The sequence below is a fragment of the Pontivivens marinum genome (assembly GCF_900231835.1).
GTDB lineage: Bacteria > Pseudomonadota > Alphaproteobacteria > Rhodobacterales > Rhodobacteraceae > Pontivivens > Pontivivens marinum.
Genome location: NZ_OCTN01000002.1, coordinates 249,271 through 266,574, shown reverse-complemented (window position 1 = coordinate 266,574; position 17,304 = coordinate 249,271). Strand labels below are relative to the sequence as shown.

17 protein-coding genes are annotated in these 17,304 nt (G+C 55.3%); 1 reads left to right on the top strand and 16 read right to left on the bottom strand.

The window, feature by feature from the left end; genetic code table 11:
- Window positions 1–58: 58 nt before the first annotated feature.
- The gene (gltA, locus tag CR254_RS07240; protein WP_097929180.1) at window positions 59–1,351 is read left to right on the top strand and encodes a citrate synthase; all 1,293 of its coding nucleotides are present in this window, start codon (window positions 59–61) and stop codon (window positions 1,349–1,351) included.
- 47 nt (window positions 1,352–1,398) lie between these two features.
- Here the strand turns inward: gltA and lpxB are convergent, their stop codons facing one another.
- The 16 genes from lpxB to xylF all read right to left on the bottom strand — a co-directional run bounded on the left by lpxB (window position 1,399) and on the right by xylF (window position 16,988).
- Window positions 1,399–2,586, bottom strand: a complete 1,188-nt coding sequence (lpxB, locus tag CR254_RS07235; RefSeq protein ID WP_245851481.1) for a lipid-A-disaccharide synthase — start codon at window positions 2,584–2,586, stop codon at window positions 1,399–1,401.
- A complete protein-coding gene (locus CR254_RS07230; RefSeq protein WP_180955920.1) occupies window positions 2,571–3,389 on the bottom strand; it encodes an LpxI family protein in 819 nt (272 codons plus the stop codon). Before CR254_RS07230 ends, lpxB begins: the two co-directional genes overlap by 16 nt.
- Window positions 3,386–4,186 (bottom strand): acyl-ACP--UDP-N-acetylglucosamine O-acyltransferase, encoded by an 801-nt coding sequence (lpxA, locus tag CR254_RS07225; protein WP_097929177.1) that lies wholly within the window; start codon window positions 4,184–4,186, stop codon window positions 3,386–3,388. Before lpxA ends, CR254_RS07230 begins: the two co-directional genes overlap by 4 nt.
- A 1-nt stretch (window position 4,187) precedes the next feature.
- Window positions 4,188–4,661, bottom strand: a complete 474-nt coding sequence (gene fabZ / locus CR254_RS07220; RefSeq protein WP_281252978.1) for a 3-hydroxyacyl-ACP dehydratase FabZ — start codon at window positions 4,659–4,661, stop codon at window positions 4,188–4,190.
- A gap of 34 nt (window positions 4,662–4,695) precedes the next feature.
- Window positions 4,696–5,205, bottom strand: a complete 510-nt coding sequence (locus CR254_RS07215; RefSeq protein ID WP_281252987.1) for an OmpH/Skp family outer membrane protein — start codon at window positions 5,203–5,205, stop codon at window positions 4,696–4,698.
- A gap of 29 nt (window positions 5,206–5,234) precedes the next feature.
- Entirely contained in the window at window positions 5,235–7,598 is a 2,364-nt protein-coding gene (gene bamA, locus CR254_RS07210; RefSeq protein WP_180955918.1) for an outer membrane protein assembly factor BamA, read from the bottom strand.
- Window positions 7,599–7,648: 50 nt separating this feature from the next.
- Complete coding sequence (rseP, locus tag CR254_RS07205) at window positions 7,649–8,989, bottom strand: RIP metalloprotease RseP (protein WP_097929173.1); 1,341 nt, start codon at window positions 8,987–8,989, stop codon at window positions 7,649–7,651.
- A 12-nt stretch (window positions 8,990–9,001) separates the two neighbouring features.
- Complete coding sequence (gene dxr / locus CR254_RS07200; RefSeq protein ID WP_097929172.1) at window positions 9,002–10,162, bottom strand: 1-deoxy-D-xylulose-5-phosphate reductoisomerase; 1,161 nt, start codon at window positions 10,160–10,162, stop codon at window positions 9,002–9,004.
- Window positions 10,156–10,971: a phosphatidate cytidylyltransferase gene (locus tag CR254_RS07195; protein ID WP_097929171.1), complete on the bottom strand. Its 816-nt coding sequence runs from the start codon at window positions 10,969–10,971 to the stop codon at window positions 10,156–10,158. The genes dxr and CR254_RS07195 overlap by 7 nt, the downstream gene beginning before the upstream one ends.
- Window positions 10,968–11,693 carry a polyprenyl diphosphate synthase gene (gene uppS / locus CR254_RS07190; RefSeq protein ID WP_097929170.1) on the bottom strand — a complete coding sequence of 242 codons (726 nt, stop codon included), beginning with the start codon at window positions 11,691–11,693 and terminating at the stop codon, window positions 10,968–10,970. The genes CR254_RS07195 and uppS overlap by 4 nt, the downstream gene beginning before the upstream one ends.
- A gap of 49 nt (window positions 11,694–11,742) precedes the next feature.
- On the bottom strand, window positions 11,743–12,306 hold the full coding sequence (frr, locus tag CR254_RS07185; RefSeq protein ID WP_097929169.1) for a ribosome recycling factor: 564 nt from the start codon (window positions 12,304–12,306) through the stop codon (window positions 11,743–11,745).
- A gap of 13 nt (window positions 12,307–12,319) precedes the next feature.
- On the bottom strand, window positions 12,320–13,048 hold the full coding sequence (pyrH, locus tag CR254_RS07180) for a UMP kinase (protein WP_097929168.1): 729 nt from the start codon (window positions 13,046–13,048) through the stop codon (window positions 12,320–12,322).
- A 181-nt stretch (window positions 13,049–13,229) separates the two neighbouring features.
- Complete coding sequence (locus CR254_RS07175; protein WP_219617994.1) at window positions 13,230–13,901, bottom strand: YitT family protein; 672 nt, start codon at window positions 13,899–13,901, stop codon at window positions 13,230–13,232.
- Between the two features lie 158 nt (window positions 13,902–14,059).
- Window positions 14,060–14,935, bottom strand: a complete 876-nt coding sequence (tsf, locus tag CR254_RS07170) for a translation elongation factor Ts (protein ID WP_097929166.1) — start codon at window positions 14,933–14,935, stop codon at window positions 14,060–14,062.
- Between the two features lie 80 nt (window positions 14,936–15,015).
- Window positions 15,016–15,786, bottom strand: coding sequence for a 30S ribosomal protein S2 (gene rpsB, locus CR254_RS07165; RefSeq protein ID WP_097929165.1), 771 nt, complete (start codon window positions 15,784–15,786; stop codon window positions 15,016–15,018).
- A gap of 179 nt (window positions 15,787–15,965) precedes the next feature.
- A complete protein-coding gene (gene xylF, locus CR254_RS07160; protein WP_245851522.1) occupies window positions 15,966–16,988 on the bottom strand; it encodes a D-xylose ABC transporter substrate-binding protein in 1,023 nt (340 codons plus the stop codon).
- Window positions 16,989–17,304: the final 316 nt, after the last annotated feature.

The window sequence follows — 17,304 nt, the reverse complement described above, 5'->3', positions numbered from 1 at the left end:
CCCGGATATGAGACCACTCGCGGCTGGCTAGTCCTGCCCGCATGACAGGGATGTACGAATGACTGAAAAACGCACCGCTCAATTGAACGTTAACGGCAAGGATCTAGAACTTGCCGTGAAGAGCCCGACTTTGGGCCCGGACGTCGTCGATATTTCCAAGCTGTACGCGCAGGCTGACGTGTTCACCTTCGACCCCGGCTTTACGTCCACAGCATCGTGCGAAAGCGCAATCACCTTCATTGATGGTGACAAGGGCGAACTGCTGCACCGTGGATATGCGATCGGTGAGCTTGCTTCGAAATCGCACTATCTCGAAGTGTGCTATCTGCTTCTCTACGGTGAGCTACCAACCGCGCAGCAGCTGGAGGATTTCACCAACCGCGTGACGAACCACACAATGCTGCACGAGCAGATGATGCAGTTCTACCGTGGTTTCCGTCGCGATGCGCACCCAATGGCGATTGTTTGCGGTGTTGTTGGTGCAATGTCCGCCTTCTATCACGACTCTACCGATGTGAATGATCCATGGCAGCGTGAAGTTGCCTCGATCCGCATGATTGCAAAGCTGCCTACGATCACCGCTTGGGCCTATAAGTACTCGGTCGGTCAGCCATTCGTGTATCCGTCGAACGATCTGGACTATGCATCGAACTTCCTGCGCATGTGCTTCGCTGTTCCGGCCGAGGAATATGTTGTTGATCCAATTCTATCGCGCGCGATGGACCGGATTTTCACTCTGCACGCGGATCATGAGCAGAACGCATCGACATCCACGGTTCGTTTGGCCGGCTCGTCCGGCGCAAACCCATTTGCATGTATCGCAGCGGGCGTTGCTTGCCTGTGGGGACCGGCACATGGTGGCGCGAACGAGGCTGCGCTGAACATGCTGCGTGAAATCGGTTCGGTTGATCGTATTCCCGAGTACATCGCCAAGGCGAAGGACAAGGACGATCCGTTCCGCCTGATGGGCTTTGGCCACCGCGTTTACAAGAACTTCGATCCGCGCGCCAAAGTAATGAAGGAGAGCGCCGATGAGGTTCTCGCCCTGCTCGGCGTTGAAAACAACCCGACATTGCAGGTTGCTAAAGAGCTGGAGAAAATCGCGCTAGAGGATCCGTACTTCGTTGAGCGTAAGCTTTATCCGAACGTTGATTTCTATTCGGGTATCATTCTCGACGCGATGGGCTTCCCAACGTCCATGTTCACACCAATCTTTGCACTGTCGCGCACTGTTGGTTGGATCGCCCAGTGGAAAGAGATGATTGCCGATGAGAAGCAAAAAATCGGTCGCCCTCGCCAGCTCTATACCGGCGCTGCGCATCGTGACTATGTAGACGTCGAAAATCGCTAATGAATTAGGGGCGTCCAATTGGGCGCCCCTTTTCAGTTCGAGTTGGATTAGTTGTTTGAGTGCCGCTGCACCGCAGCCAAAACAGATCGTGCGGCGCGTAATCCCGGCGCATCCTGAGCCGTTCCCAGCATCACCATTGCCTCAATCAATCCATCACGCTGCGCCGCTGCAACTTCAGGGCGGTCCAAGATTGGCCGTAAGGCCGATGCGATATTGGCAGCGGTGCAATCGTGCTGAATCAGCTCCGGCACAACGGAACGCTGTAGTAAAATATTGATAAGGTTCACATATTTCGTTTTGACCAAACGCTTTACAAAAAACCAACTGAGCGGCGCCATGCGATAAGCAATCACTGACGGACAACCGGCCATACCCAGCTCTAAGCCAACGGTACCCGAAGCAGCAAGCCCGGCATCGGCCATATGGAAGAGCGAACGTTTTCGGGCCTCGGCCTGCGCTGCATCAAAATCACGCGGGTCAAGTAAAGTGACCTGAAATGGCCAATCCTGTACGGCCTCAGCAACCTGATCGTATAGATGGCCAACTGTCGGTACGACAACGCTCAAATTGTTTCGATTCAGGAGAGCGATAGATGCGCCAAAATGTTCTGAAAGCCGAGCAACTTCGCCGCTCCGTGACCCAAGCAAAATTACAAGCACCCGATTTTCAGGCGGAATATTCAACTCCGCGCGTAACGCTGCAATTTCATCCGGTTTTGGTTGCGGTTCTGCGGTAACAGGATGACCGACAAAGTCACACGTCATTCCAACTGCCCGCATGTATGGCGGCTCGAACGGCAGCAACGCCAAGACATGATCGACATGCTGCGCCATCTTGGCCGCCCGTCCTTCACGCCAGACCCAGACCGATGGCGCAACATAGTGGATCACCGGAATTTCTTGACGCTTGCGAACTTTTTTCGCGACCCGCAGACAAAAATCAGGGCTATCGATCGTAATCAGAGCATCAGGCTTCAACTTAAGAATGGAATTGGCGGCTTGATCACGTCGCCGAAACAAACTGCGAAGTCGAGGTAAAACCTCGACCAGCCCCATAACGCTGAGCTCCTCCATCGGGAAGAGGCTAGTCAGCCCCTGCGCCTGCATTTGCGGCCCACCAATCCCGAAAAATTGAATGTCAGGACGAAGATGCTTTAACCCAATCATCAAGGCAGCGCCAAGTTTATCACCAGAAGCCTCGCCAGCGATCAGGAATACCTTCATGATTTTACCCATATAAAGATCTTGGCAGCATTTGCAGCCGCTATGGTTTCAGCGCGCTCCAGAATCATGACACCGTTTGCCTCAACCACTATTCCATTTAATCCGGCCGCAACTGCACTCTTAATCGTATTTGGCCCAATAACTGGCATATCTAGCGCACGATCCTGCCCTAATTTCAAACGCTTAACCAATACACCGCCCTGCCCTCGACGGTCAGATGCGACGAAATTCAGCATAGAGTCGGTGCCCTGAATCGTCTCAATTCCCAGCACCAAACCCTGCGCGACGACAACACCCTGCCCAACGTCGTGCGGAGCAAGATCGCGAAGCAATCCCTCGGCACGATCAACATCGGAGATATCCTCGGCGCTTGGCTGAGTAATCGTTAGGGTCGCGTCATCATGCGTCAGTGGCAAAATGGTATCCGCACCAACTAGGATTAATCCTTCCGCCTCAAGCAGCTCCCGAATTGTACGCAGTAAATTGTCGTCACCCCTACGAAGGGCGGGTAGCAATTTAGGTAGCCAGCTGAGCGCTTTCGCATCCAGTTTCAATTGGTTGATCGACGGACGTTCAACCCCACCTGCCATCGTTACGTGCGTACACTCGGCCTCTTTGAACGCATTCAGCAGTTTTCCCACAGCTAGGATCGAGACGATCCTATGCGGGTGCTCGATTATCCAATCGCCTGCGAAGCCCTGCAATCCAACAACGAAATAGGGTAATCCCGCGGCCAAACGTGCCTCAGCCACCGATTTCGGTAATGAGCCACGCCCCGCGATTATGCCCAACGACGTCGCAGGTCCAGCCGTCACGGTGTTGCGACCGATCGGGCATGCTCGGACAAAATGAAGCCGACGATTTCTTGAACCAGCTCATTATCTGGATGATCATCCGCAGTTCGGCGCGACCGCTCATGCAGTGTACCTGTTCCATCAACAAATATTGCCTGATACGCGGCGCGCAATGCATGAAGTTGCGCGCGCTCAACCCCGCGCCGTTTTAGGCCTGTGATGTTCAATCCGGCCAATGCACCCCGATTACCGACGACCGAACCATAGGGAATTACGTCCTTCGTCACCATTGAAACTGCGCCAATCATCGCGCCGCGGCCAATGTGTACGAATTGATGGACGCCGGATTGACCGCCGACGATCACGTTATCCTCAAGCACGCAATGCCCAGCTATTGCGGCATTATTTGCGAGAACAATGTGATTGCCAAGTTTGCAATCGTGCCCGACATGGGTTCCCAGCATCATCAGGTTGTCGTCGCCAATAATTGTAACGCCCGTTCCGCCGGATGTACCCGGGTTAATCGAAGTCGATTCACGGATCATGTTCCGTTTGCCGATTTCGACACGGGTTTGTTCACCAGAAAATTTCAAATCCTGCGGTTGGTGTCCGATAGAGGCAAATGGCCAGATGCGCGTCTCGTCACCAATCGACGTCCATCCAGTGACAACCACATGCGAAAATAATTGCACCCGTTCGCCTAGGACAACATTTGGCCCAACCATGCAAAAGGGGCCGATGGATGAACCGGCGCCGATACGGGCGCCATCCTCAACAATTGCTGTTGGGTGGATTATGACGTCGGGCGCAATGCTCATCTCAGCCTTCCTCGGGGGGAACGATCATCGCTGCAAAAACGCATTCAGTTGCGAGCTCACCGTCGACGCGTGCTTCACCCTTGAATTTCCAGACTTTTCCACGGCCACGAATAGTTGTCACATGCAGTTCGAGAACGTCACCCGGAACAACCTTACGGCGGAAACGGCATTCATCTACAGTCATGAAGTAGACCAACGCGCTCTTGTCGATCAGACCCATAGAGGCGGAGACAAGCACAGCGGATGTTTGCGCCAATGCCTCAATCTGCAACACGCCTGGCATGACCGCTTCCTGCGGGAAGTGCCCCTCAAAATGGGGCTCATTTGCGGTGACATTTTTGATGCCGATTGCAAATTTGCCCTCAACCATATCACGCACTTTGTCGATCAACAGAAAGGGATAGCGGTGCGGAATCATCCGCTTAATCTCAGCCAGATCGGCCGTGGGCTTGAATGGCGTGGATTGATCTGTCACCGATACGCTCCTTGCTGGGTATGGGGAAAAATTCTTATTCGGGTGATTGCTCGGGGTCAAGCAGTCTAAGGTCAAGTCGGCGGATGACCTCCTGACTAATATCCAGTCGAGCATTGGCGAGGATCACATTACGAAGATCGATAACAGCCGCGCCCCCTACCTCGTTCAAAATCTCTGCGTAAATCGGGGTGAGTTGCTCGGAAAACTCCCTTTCGCGCGCTTCAATCTGGGCGATAAGTTCCTGAGCACGCTGATCCTGCTGGGCTCGTGCCTCACGCACGCGGCGATCAAAGTCAGTGGCGAGGACGGCAAAGGCATCGCGGGTTAGCAGGCTACGACGGGCAGCAAGCTGTTGTTCTTCGTCCTCGAATGCCTCGGACACGGCATCCGCCTCAGCCTGTAATGCGGCACGGTCGGCGCGGTTACCCTCCACAATTTGTTGACCCAAAACGGAGTCTTCTAAGATCACTCTTGGATCAACAAGCAAAATTGCAGGGGCCTGACGCAGCTGTTCCTGCGCGAACGCAATGCCACTGGGCAGCATCAACATTAACGCAAGAACAAGTGCCCGCATCAGAAGCGGCGGCCGCCCGACAGGCGGAACCGCTCCTCATCGTCACCCTCAACTGTGGTAACTGGAACCGCGTAATCGATGCGCAGCGCACCAATCGGGCTGTCCCAGAACAGCGAGAATCCAACCGCGGATCGCAATTCGGCGCTGTCATCAATGGTATAGGCTGTGCCTCCATTACGTGCCGCATCCGAGAAAGTCGTTTCGTTCAACCCCCAGAGAGAGCCGACATTGGCGAAGACACCGCCATAAAGGCCAACTTCCTCAGGCAGGCCAAGGGGGAACGATGCTTGCGCACGGATCACAGCGTAATAGTTGCCGCCGAGCGCCGCATCCACATCAGTTGCACCGGTATTGTCGGTATCACGAGGACCGAAGCCACCGGATTGGAAGCCACGGAAGCTGGAACCACCTAAGAAGAAGCGATCCGTAATCCGAGAACCACCGGAGCTAGACGCCAGCGCACCGACCTCACCCTCAAGATAGGTAACAACCTGATCGTTGTTAAAGCTGCGATAGATACGACCGGTCGCCGTACCCTTCAGATACTGTGCGTCCCCAGCTAAACCAGCCAAATCACCGGTGAATGTCAGAATGTAGCCGCGTGTTGGTGCGGCGGTGCTGTTCCGGCGATCATACTGATAGGTAAAGCCGATGGACGAGGTAAGCTCGCTACCCTCATCCGCGAGGATCGCAGCAGAAACATCCGTGGTAGAGTCCGTTGAAATCTCATCCTCGGAAATACGATAGCGCAGCTGTAATGTGCCATTATCGCTAACAGGGAATGTAAAGCGAGGCTCAAACCCGATATTTGTTTCATCGAAATTGGACGTATCGCGATCAATTTCTTGATAATACAGATCAAATCCAGCGGCCACTTCACGATCCATAAAGTTTGGTTCGGTGAAGGACAGGCTATAGATATTTTCATCGGTACCCGTTGAGAACTCAACGGAAACCGATTGACCACGGCCGAGGAAGTTACTCTCGGACAGGGCAACCGAACCGCCAACACCCGAGGCGGACGAATAGGCGACACCGAAGTTCACAGAACCGGTAAGTCGTTCATCGACCACGGTTTCCACGACCGCCCGATCCGGAGCCGAGCCCTCTTGAATATCGACCGAGACATCCGAGAAGAAGCCGGTTCCTCGTAGGCGATCCGCTGTTTCACGAACGGAGGTTGCGTTGAAGGCGTCCCCCTCAACCAGATCAAACTCACGCCGAATGACGCGGTCCAATGTTGCGGTGTTACCGCTAATGTCGATCCGCTCAACAAAGACACGGTTACCGTCTACAACCTCAAAGACGATATCGACGGTGCGCTCCTCGGCATTTTGGCGCACGCGCGGGGAAACATTGGCAAACGCAAAGCCGCGCTGACCTGTGATCTCCAGAATGTTTGCAACCGCATCATCGACCACACGCTGGTCGAAGCTGTCACCGGTTTCTGCGGGAATAGCCTCGAGGAAATCGTTTGGCTCCAGCCCTTCAACCAGCGGATCAACATAGAGGTCACCAAAGGTATAACGCGGCCCCTCATTGATCGTATAGGTCAGGAAAAAGCCCTGCCGATCGGCGGAAAGTTCAACAATCGAGCTATCCACCTCAAATTCGGCGAACCCGTTTTCAAGGTAGAATTGCCGCAGCAGCTCCTCATCCAGGCGAACCTTGCTGGGATCGTATGTATCATTGCTGAAGAAGGAAGACAGAATACCCGCCTGACGGCTGGCGATGACGTCCTGCAAATCGCCGTCGGAAAAGACCGCGTTTCCCACGAAAGTGATGCGCTCAATCTCTGTGACTTCACCCTCGAAAATCTCGAACACGACATCAACGCGGTTTTCCGGGCGCTCAATAATGACGGGCGTAACCTGTGCATCGAAACGGCCAATGGATCGGTAAATAGCGATCAGCGTTGCTGCGTCAGCCTCAATTGCGGCGCGGTTATAGGCAAGCCGTGGGCGGATCTCGATATTCCCTTGAAGCAGATCGTCTGAAATGACGTCATTCCCCTCAAAGGCAATCTGATTGATCGAGGGGTTTTCAACGACTACGACGCGCAGGGTCGTACCCTGCACCAATATCTGTGCATCCTCGAACAAGCCAGTTGCGTATAGTGCCTGAACCGCTGCGTTCAGATCCGATGGCGTTACCGTCTCACCCGCGGAGAGCTGGGTGTAAACACGGACTGTCTCCGCCTCAATCCGGCGGTTGCCCTCAACCTCCACGCCGCTAAGCACGAAGCTGGACGGGATTTGCTGCGCCGCGATGGGCGCGGCACTGAACAACGCCGCGCTTGCAACGCAGGCCAGAAGTGCGGCACGCGGTCCGCGCACAACGAGGTTCTTGGTGGTGGAGAGCATCTGACCCGCCTTTTTCTCAGGACAATTCTGCATCTGTGGCGGCAAACCGCCTACAGACGTGTAATGTCGTTATACGTTGCGAAAAGCATTAGGGACAACACCATTGCGAGACCAACGGCCATTGCGACATCCACCCATTTACCGGCTGGAACACGCCCTGTAACTGCCTCAATTGCATAGAAAACAAGGTGGCCGCCATCCAGCACGGGTATCGGGAACAGGTTCATCAATCCAATCGCTGTCGAAATCATCGCGATCAACAGGATAAAATTAACCAATCCCTGCCCCGCAGATTCCCCCGAAACCTGAGCGATTCCCAGTGGACCCTGCAAATTGGTCGGGCTGACATTACCGGATATCATCTGGCCAATGCCATCGAATGTTCCCGTGATGATGCCCACCATTCGATCAACAGAGATGGTAAGCGCCTCGATCGGACCAGGGCTCCGAACCTGCGGTTGCAGATAGGTTGTGACGCTAACACCAATGATGACCTGCCGTGCGAAGGTGCCGTCCGGCTGGGGCACGTCCTCCTCGGTCGGGACCATTTCCAATGTCAGGGTGTCGGCACCACGACGTAGAACAATCTCAAGCGGTTGCCCCTCAGATGCCTGCACAACCTGTTGCAGCATCGCGATATCAGGCAGGGCCTGACCACCTGCGCTTAGCAACAAATCACCCGACCGAATGCCTGCGCGGCTGGCGGCGGAGAGTGGACGCACGCCCGCAACATAGGGGGGGCGTAGATTGGCAACTTCCAGTTCCAACGGAGTGCCGCTGCGCTCAACATCAAGGGTGACAGGCAGGCCGTCCTCTACCTCACTAACGGCGGTTGCCAGATCACCAAAGCTTTCAACCGGTTGACCATTCACCGCGAGCACCAGATCGCCTTGAATCAGCGGCGTTTCCCCCGCGACAGAGGCGGGAATTTCACCAATGCGTGCCTCATCCACCGCAACGCCAGTCCATGTGACAAGGCCCAGATAAATCACAATCGTCAGGATAAAGTTCGCAACCGGCCCCGCAACGACCGTCAGCGCCCGCTTCCACAGCGAGGCGCCCGGAAAGCTGCGCGCCAAGGTATCGTCGTCCATAAATTCAACAGCACTGAGATCGGTGCGACTGGAGGCATCGGCATCGCCCAGAAACTTCACATAACCGCCCAGTGGCAGGATGCCGATCCGCCAACGGGTTCCACGCTTGTCCACGCGGTTAAAGATTTCCTTACCAAAGCCGAGGCTAAATACCTCAGCATGGATGCCGCACCAGCGCCCCACGATATAGTGACCGAATTCGTGGATAAACACGACAATCCCGATAACGACGATAAAGGGCAAAACAGACGACAGAAAGCCGCCGACAAGCGGGATGCTGGAAATCAATTCGATCATGAAACGCCGTCCTTAACAAATTTGAGCGCGTACATATGCACGCGCAGCAGCGTCCAACTCCACAACGGAGGTCAGGTCGCTCGGCTCTCCGACACAAGGTAGGACGTTTAGCGCCCCTTCAACAAGGTCAGCCATCGTTAGAAATCCGATCTTACGATCAAGGAAGCCCTGCATGGCTGCCTCCTTGGCCGCGTTTAAAACCGTCCCTGCCAGCCCGCCCATCTCTAACACCTGTTGGGCAAGGCGTAGCGCGGGGAACCGTTCGGAATCTGGTGCCGTAAAATCCAACGTTGCCAGCGCGGCAAAATCCACTCGCTCCACCGGCAAATCAGGACGGTCAGGGTAATTCAGCGCGAAGCCAATTGCCCCGCGCATATCAGGCGGCCCCATCTGCGCAATGATCGATCCATCGGTAAAACCGACCATGGAATGAATAATGGATTGGCGGTGCACCAAAACTTCAATCTGGCTCGACCGAAGGCCGAAAAGGTATTTAGCCTCAATAAGTTCCAGTGCTTTGTTGAACATGCTGGCACTATCAATTGAGATGCCGACGCCCATGTCCCAGTTTGGGTGCGCAATCGCTTGCTCCGGCGTTACATCCTGCATCTGCGCAAGGGTGAAATCACGGAAAGGACCACCGGATGCAGTGACAATCACACGCTCAATCTCTGCTGAGCGTTCGCCCCTAAGACATTGAAAAATTGCGCTATGTTCACTGTCAGCGGGTAACAGGACTGCACCTGATCGCGCGCATTCGTCCAGCAGTAACTGACCACCGCAGACTAGGCTTTCCTTATTGGCCAAGGCTAAGGTGCCGCCACGCTGCGCCGCTCGTAATGTGGGCGCTAGGCCCGCAGAACCGACAATCGCGCTCATCGTCCAATCAGCAGGCTCAGCAGCCGCGTCTAGCAACGCCTGTGGGCCAGCAGCTGCACTCACACCAGACCCCGCCAGCGCATCCTGTAAATCAGCCAGTCGTGTTGGATCAGCCGTAACTGCAACCTCGGCCCGCAGCCGTTTTGCTGCACTTGCCAGCCCTGCAATATTGCGGGAACCAGTTAGCGCGACAACGTCAAACGCCTCCGCCCCACCGGCACGATCCAGTAGGTCCAGCGTGCTGGTGCCGATGGAACCGGTTGCACCCAAAACAGTTATGCGACGTTTTACCACAGAAAGATGCTCTGCCCGCGCACAAAGCTAACCACCGCAACCAGAATTGCCGCGGCCATTAGGCCATCCAAGCGATCCAATATGCCGCCATGTCCGGGCATCAAGCGACTGGAATCCTTAACGCCAAAGAACCGTTTGGCCGCGCTCTCAACCAAATCCCCACCGACGGCGACCAGCGCGACAAGGGCAGACATCAACGCTACCTCAGCCGGATAACTCAACCCGACTACCAGCGCGAAAATAAAGCCAACGAACTGCGCGCAACCCACACTGCCGATCAGGCCGGACCATGTTTTCTTGGGGCTGACCCGCTGCCACAGCTTTGGCCCGCCAAAAACGCGCCCGCCAAAATAGCCGCCAACATCAACGGCAACCACCACCAGAACCAACCACAAAACAGCTAGGAAACCGAAACGGGAATCCGCACGCAGTGCCTCGATACAAATCATCGCGACGCCGATATATAGCGCACCGGTGACGGTAAAACGTAGCCGCTCACGTTCCCATGCTGCACTGATCAACGTTCCGACGACCAAAACCGCCATACCAGTGATTGGATTGAACTGATCCGACACGATCACAGCGATGGCAGCGACAGCGATCATCAGGATGCCGGGCGGCCGTAATCCCTGCCCCTGCCCGACGACCATTTCGCGCCATTCCCAAACCATCGCACCGGTGCCAATGGCAAGCAGAACAGCGCTCCACAATCCACCAAAAAGGAAGACAACCAATGCGACACCGGCCAAAACCAGTGCCGAAATCAGGCGAAGCCGAAGATCGGCAAACTTGGAAGAAGATTTAGTCAAACGTTGCCGCCCTGCGCCTCAATGGCACCAAACCGTCGCTCACGTGTTCCGAATTCATCCAGCAACTCACCAAAGATGGTTGGCGTGAAATCGGGCCAGCATTCAGCAACAAAGGCATATTCTGCATATGCCGCCTGCCAGGGCAGGAAATTCGATGTACGATATTCACCGCTGGTCCTTACGATCAGCTCCGGATCCTCAACACCGCCAGTATCCAGGGCGGCGCTAAAGCTATCCTGCGTAATGTCGGAAACCTGCATCTGGCCACTGGCAACCTCAGCCGCGATACGTTGTGCTGCACGCACAATCTCGTCGCGCCCACCATAGTTCAGCGCGATTTGCAGGGTCAGAACGTCATTATCGACCGTTCGTGCTTCCAGCCCATCCATCATCCGCTGGATATCTGGGGCAAGGGCGCTGCGTTCCCCCAGAAACCGAACCCGCACGCCGCTGCTTTCCAGAGCCGCCGCCTCCATCCGAATATAGATGCGAAACAGGCGCATTAGGGCCGCAACCTCAATCACCGGGCGTTTCCAGTTTTCGGTTGAAAATGCGTAGAGGGTTAGTGTTTTGACGCCCAAATCAGGGCACGCGCGCACGATATCACGCACGCGCTGCACACCCTTTTTGTGCCCCGCCACCCGAGGCAAGCCACGACGAACTGCCCAACGCCCGTTGCCATCCATAATAATGGCGACATTGCTTGGTCTATTACAGGTCATGACTGTCCTTTGGTGAACGTTTCGCGCGCAGGCGGGGCAAGAAATATGCTTAAACCTGCATGATCTCTTCTTGCTTGGCTTCTAGTGCCGCATCAATTTTACCAATATGCGACTTGGTGATGTCTTCGATCTCGTCGGAATAGACCTTTTGATCATCCTCGGGCATGCCGTTGGCCTTACCCTTTTTGATCTGATCCATACCGTCACGACGCACGTTACGAACCGAAATCCGAGCATTTTCTGCGTAGGTTCCGGCGACCTTTGCCAGATCACGGCGACGCTCCTCGTTCAGCTCAGGAATTGGCAATCGCAGAGTTGTACCATCCATAACCGGATTGATGCCAAGGCCGGCATTGCGGATCGCCTTATCCACGGCACCAACCATGGATTTATCCCAAACGCTGACCGTAACCATGCGCGGCTCAGGCACGTTGATGGTCGCAACCTGATTGATCGGCATCATCGAGCCATATGCGTCAACCTGCACAACATCCAGCATAGAGGACGACGCGCGGCCTGTACGCAAACTGGCGAAATCGCCACGCAGGCTGGTCAACGCGCCGTTCATCCGCTTTGTGATGGCGTCAATATCGATATCAATGTCGTCGGACATGAGTTCCCTCGTCTTATTCTTTCACCATGGTGAATTTCCCCTGCCCGCTCAAGACCCCGGCCAAACCGCCGGGCGCTGTGAGGGAAAATACCACAATGGGAAGTTTATTATCACGGGCCAGTGCAATCGCGCTGGCATCCATTACTTTCAGGTTCTTCGTCAGAACCTCATCATAGCTAACCGTCTGATAGCGCACGGCATCTGGATTGGTTTTAGGATCGCTATCATAAATCCCGTCAACCTGCGTGCCCTTAAAGATAGCCTGACATTTCATCTCGTTCGCGCGCAATGTGGCGGCAGTGTCCGTTGTGAAGAACGGGTTGCCGGTGCCCGCGGCAAAGATACAAACGCGCTTTTTCTCAAGATGGCGCACAGCGCGGCGGCGAATATATGGCTCGCAAACCTGATCCATCGGAATGGCTGAAATAACGCGGGTGTTCACCTGTAGGGCCTCAAGCGCGGATTGAACGGCCAGCGCATTCATCACCGTCGCCAACATACCCATGTAATCGGCGGTTGTCCGCTCCATACCCTGAGCCGAGCCCTGCAATCCGCGAAAGATGTTGCCACCGCCGATAACCATACAGACCTCAACGCCCATTTCGTGCAGTTCCTGCACTTGACGCGCAACACGCTCAACCGTCGGGGGATGCAAGCCAAACCCCTGATCGCCCATCAACGCCTCGCCTGAAATCTTGAGCATTACACGCGAATAATTTGGGTTCGGGGCCGTATCGGGCATGCAATTCTCCTGAAGCTCGGTTCGCGCGAACACTGCCCGCAAATGCGTCCACAATCAATCGAAAACGCGGCGTTTTGTTAACGTTTGGGCTGTGTCTGAAGTCTGTCGATCACATTGCGATACAGCATATTTCGCATGGGGCGTAGCGATCAAAGGTATAGATATCGGCTCGCGGCGCAGTTCAACGGGCGATATATCGATCCAGCCGGTGGTTCACTGTCAAAAACAGGTTCAACACAACTGCTCCGACCAGCGACCACAGCATCGCACCCCATGGCAGGACAAAAAAGCCAATCGCGACGATCCCCAGATCAAAGACCAACTGCGTTATCCCGGGGCGCCAGCCGATCCTGTCCTGCAAGTAAAGCGCCAAAATACCAATCCCGCCCAAGCTGGAGCGGTGACGAAACAGCCCCAATAACCCGAACCCAATCAGAACAGCACCGGCAATTGCCGCATATCCGATATGTATCGTAGCCAAGCTAAACCATTGCCCCTGAACAGAAACCAAAACGGATAGCAGGCTGATGGCAAGGAATGTCTTGATCGTAAACGCCCATCCCATCCGCATAATGGCCAGCAGGTAGAATGGCAGGTTCAGCGTCCAGAACAAAACGCCTGCATCAATCCCCGAAGCATATGACAGCACCAGCGCCAGCCCCGCCATACCAGATGTAACCAGTCCAACTGCCTGATATAGTGCAAGGCCAAACGCGGTGGAGATAACGCTAGCGGTAATTCCCTGCGCGTCCTCCAGCACCGAGTGAACCGTCGAGGTTCCCTCCCAGTGGGCAAAGCGCCGCGCAAGTTGGCCGGCTTCGTTGTTGCGGTGCAGCATAGACATCTTACTCATGTCGCTTACTTTGCGAGACACGTCAAGGGCCCTGACCCAATGCCACGCCTTGCTCTTAAACTATCCGGCTGCCGCAAAATAGGTGAACCACGCATGCCACAAACGCAAAACGCCGCACGGTTTCCCGCGCGGCGTTCAAATTCAAAGAAGTTAAAGGCTTACTTGCCCATCGTCTTTGCAACTTCCGCTGCGAAATCTTCTTCTTCTTTTTCAATGCCTTCGCCAACTTCGACGCGCGCATAAGCAGTGATTTCCACGCCTGCATCTTTCGCAGCTTGCGCTACGGTGACGTCAGGGTTCATCACGAACTTCTGGTTCAGAAGGGTAACTTCCTCGAAGTACTTCTTCATGCGGCCAACGATCATTTTCTCGATCACTGCGTCCGGCTTGCCGGATTCACGTGCCTGATCGGTCAGAACCTGCTTCTCACGCTCAACCAGCGTTTGATCCAGATCGTTTTCGGACAGTGACGCTGGGTTCGTTGCAGCAACGTGCATCGCTACCTGCTTGCCGAAATCAGCATTGTCGCCCTTGAAGGAAACGATAACGCCGATTTTGCCCATGCCGGGTACAATCGCGCCGTGCACATAGGATGCAACGCTTTCGCCCTCAACCCGAACCATCCGGCGCAGGGACATGTTCTCACCGATGGTTGCAACCTTAGCGGTGATCGCGTCGGTCACGGACTTTCCGTCCATGTTAGCAGCCGCCAGCGCTTCGGTATCAGCAACGCCCATTGCGATGTTGGCAACCTGACCAACCATCTGCTGGAAGTCGCCGTTACGTGCAACGAAATCGGTCTCGGAGTTCACCTCGACAGCGACAGCAACGCCGCCCTCGGATTGAACAGCGACAAGGCCCTCAGCCGCGGTACGGCCGGATTTCTTAGCAGCCTTTGCGAGGCCCTTGGTACGCAGCCAATCGATGGCTGCTTCCATGTTGCCCTCGTTCTCGGTCAGGGCTTTTTTTGCGTCCATCATGCCTGCGCCGGTCGAGTCGCGCAGTTCTTTCACCATTGCAGCGGTGATTGCCATGTTATCTCTCCTGAAAAGATAGGTCGCGCTCCTGTCTAGCAGGAGCGCGTTTCAGTTTGGTGACGTTCAGCGCGGGGCGATTAGCCCTCTGCGCCGGCCTCTGCCAGAGCTTCTTCGCCCATCGCCTCTTCCATTTCGCCCAGATCAACGCCTGCTGCGCCCAACTGGTCAGCCATGCCGTCCAGAGCAGCGCGTGCGATCAGATCGCAATACAGCGAGATTGCGCGTGCAGCATCGTCGTTGCCGGGGATCGGGTAATCGATGCCCTCAGGGTTCGAGTTGGAGTCGAGAACCGCAATAACAGGGATGCCCAGCTTTTTCGCTTCTGCGATGGCCAGAGATTCCTTGTTGGTGTCCACAACGAAGATGATGTCAGGAACGCCGCCCATGTCGCGGATGCCGCCCAACGAAGCAGTCAGTTTTGCCTGCTCACGGTCGAGCTGAAGACGCTCTTTCTTGGTGTAGCCGGCGCCCTCGCCGCCCAGCTGCTCATCAAGCGTTTTCATGCGCGCGATGGAGTTGGAAACGGTTTTCCAGTTGGTCAGCGTGCCGCCCAGCCAACGGTGGTTCATGTAGTACTGTGCGCAACGCTCAGCGGATTCAGCAACAGATTTCTGTGCCTGACGCTTGGTGCCGACGAACAGAACGCGGCCGCCCTTTGCAACAGTCTGCTGAACAGCGTGCAGCGCTGCGTCGAGCAGTGGCACGGTCTGTGTCAGGTCGAGAATGTGGATGCCGTTACGGTCACCATAGATGTACTGGCCCATACGTGGGTTCCAGCGGTGCTTCTGGTGGCCGAAGTGAACGCCAGCTTCCAACAGCTGACGCAGCGTGAACTCGGGAAGAGCCATCGTGTTTTCCTTTTCCGGTTTCGCCTCGACGGGGGAGAGGGCGTTTGCCCAACCGGTGGACCGTGCAGGATTTCTCCCCGACCGGCCCGTCCCCGCCTGCGGTTTCAGTGGGGTGCCATTAGACCGGTTTGCGTGGGGATGCAAGGGCCGCAGCCCCATTCATGCCCCACACCCACGCTTTAGCCACAAATTTCAACGGTTCCCGCTGGTACGTTCTGACATAGCACCTCCTGCGTGATCCACTGCGCACGCACGACACGTTCCAGATTATCCCGCTGGATCGCGACAGGCTCTAGAAACATCGCGTTCATCACAGTGCCCGATGGGGAGGTCCAATCCTCGGCATAAAAGATATCGTCCAGCGGCACGCCATCGGCAAGGATCACAGCAATCTTTGCGGCCGCATCGCCCAGATCACGTGAATCCTTCCAAATCGAAACCGTCTGCGTTCCCAGTGCCACACGGTTCAGCGCGGCATGGTCGCCGTCCTGCCCCGATACCGGAATGCCATCCATTCCCTGTGCCGAAAGGGCGGCCACAACACCGCCAGCGGTGCCGTCATTTGACGCGACGACCGCATCCACGTCATTATCCTGGGCGGTCAGGATTTGCTCCATATTGCGTTGCGCATTCGCGGGCAGCCAGCCGTCCGTATAGGCCTCGGCCACAATCGTAATCTCACCGGCATTAATCGCGGCCTGCAAGATTTCCTGTTGTCCGCCACGCAAGAAATCAGCGTTTGCGTCGGTCGGCGATCCCTTGATCATCACGTAGTTGCCATTGGGTTGCGCCTGCAAAATGGCACGGGCCTGCATCCGGCCAACCTCAACATTGTCGAATGTCAGATAAAACACGTCGGGGTTTTCAATCAGACGATCATAGGCAATCACCGGAATGCCCTCATCCGCAGCCAACTGAACCGCGGACCCGATTGCCGAAGCATCCTGCGCCAGAATAATCAACGCATCCGCACCCTGTGCGATCAATGCCTCAATATCTGCGAGCTGCTTTGACGCAGAGGATTGCGCATCTGCGGAAATATACTGTGCGCCGTTGGACTCAAGCCCACGGATGATTGCCGCCTCATCGGTTTTCCAGCGCTCCTCCTGAAAATTGGACCAACTGACACCGACAATCAGGTCATCAGCAGTCGCTGCGGTGGCTGATACAGCGGTCACCGCAACCAAAAGAGGCTTGAGTATATTCACAAAATTTCTCCCACACATAATCGCGCTCTTCATTTTAAGCCGAGAGCACCTGATTCATTCTTCTCGCATATATATTTTTGTAAGGATAATATATTCAAAATCTGATCGACCACCTCACGGTTTTAGCTATTGCAGTGATTAGCACGGGCTATCATCCAACCAGAGCTGAGGGCACATCAGGATGAAAACTCGCGAAACGTCGATAGTGCGCCCTGTTTCAATCCATTAATTTCAACCGTATAATAAATCGGTATGGTGGGTAGGTTTCGCGTTGCCTGCTGCACGCTGGTCAAGCGGCCCAAACATGCTA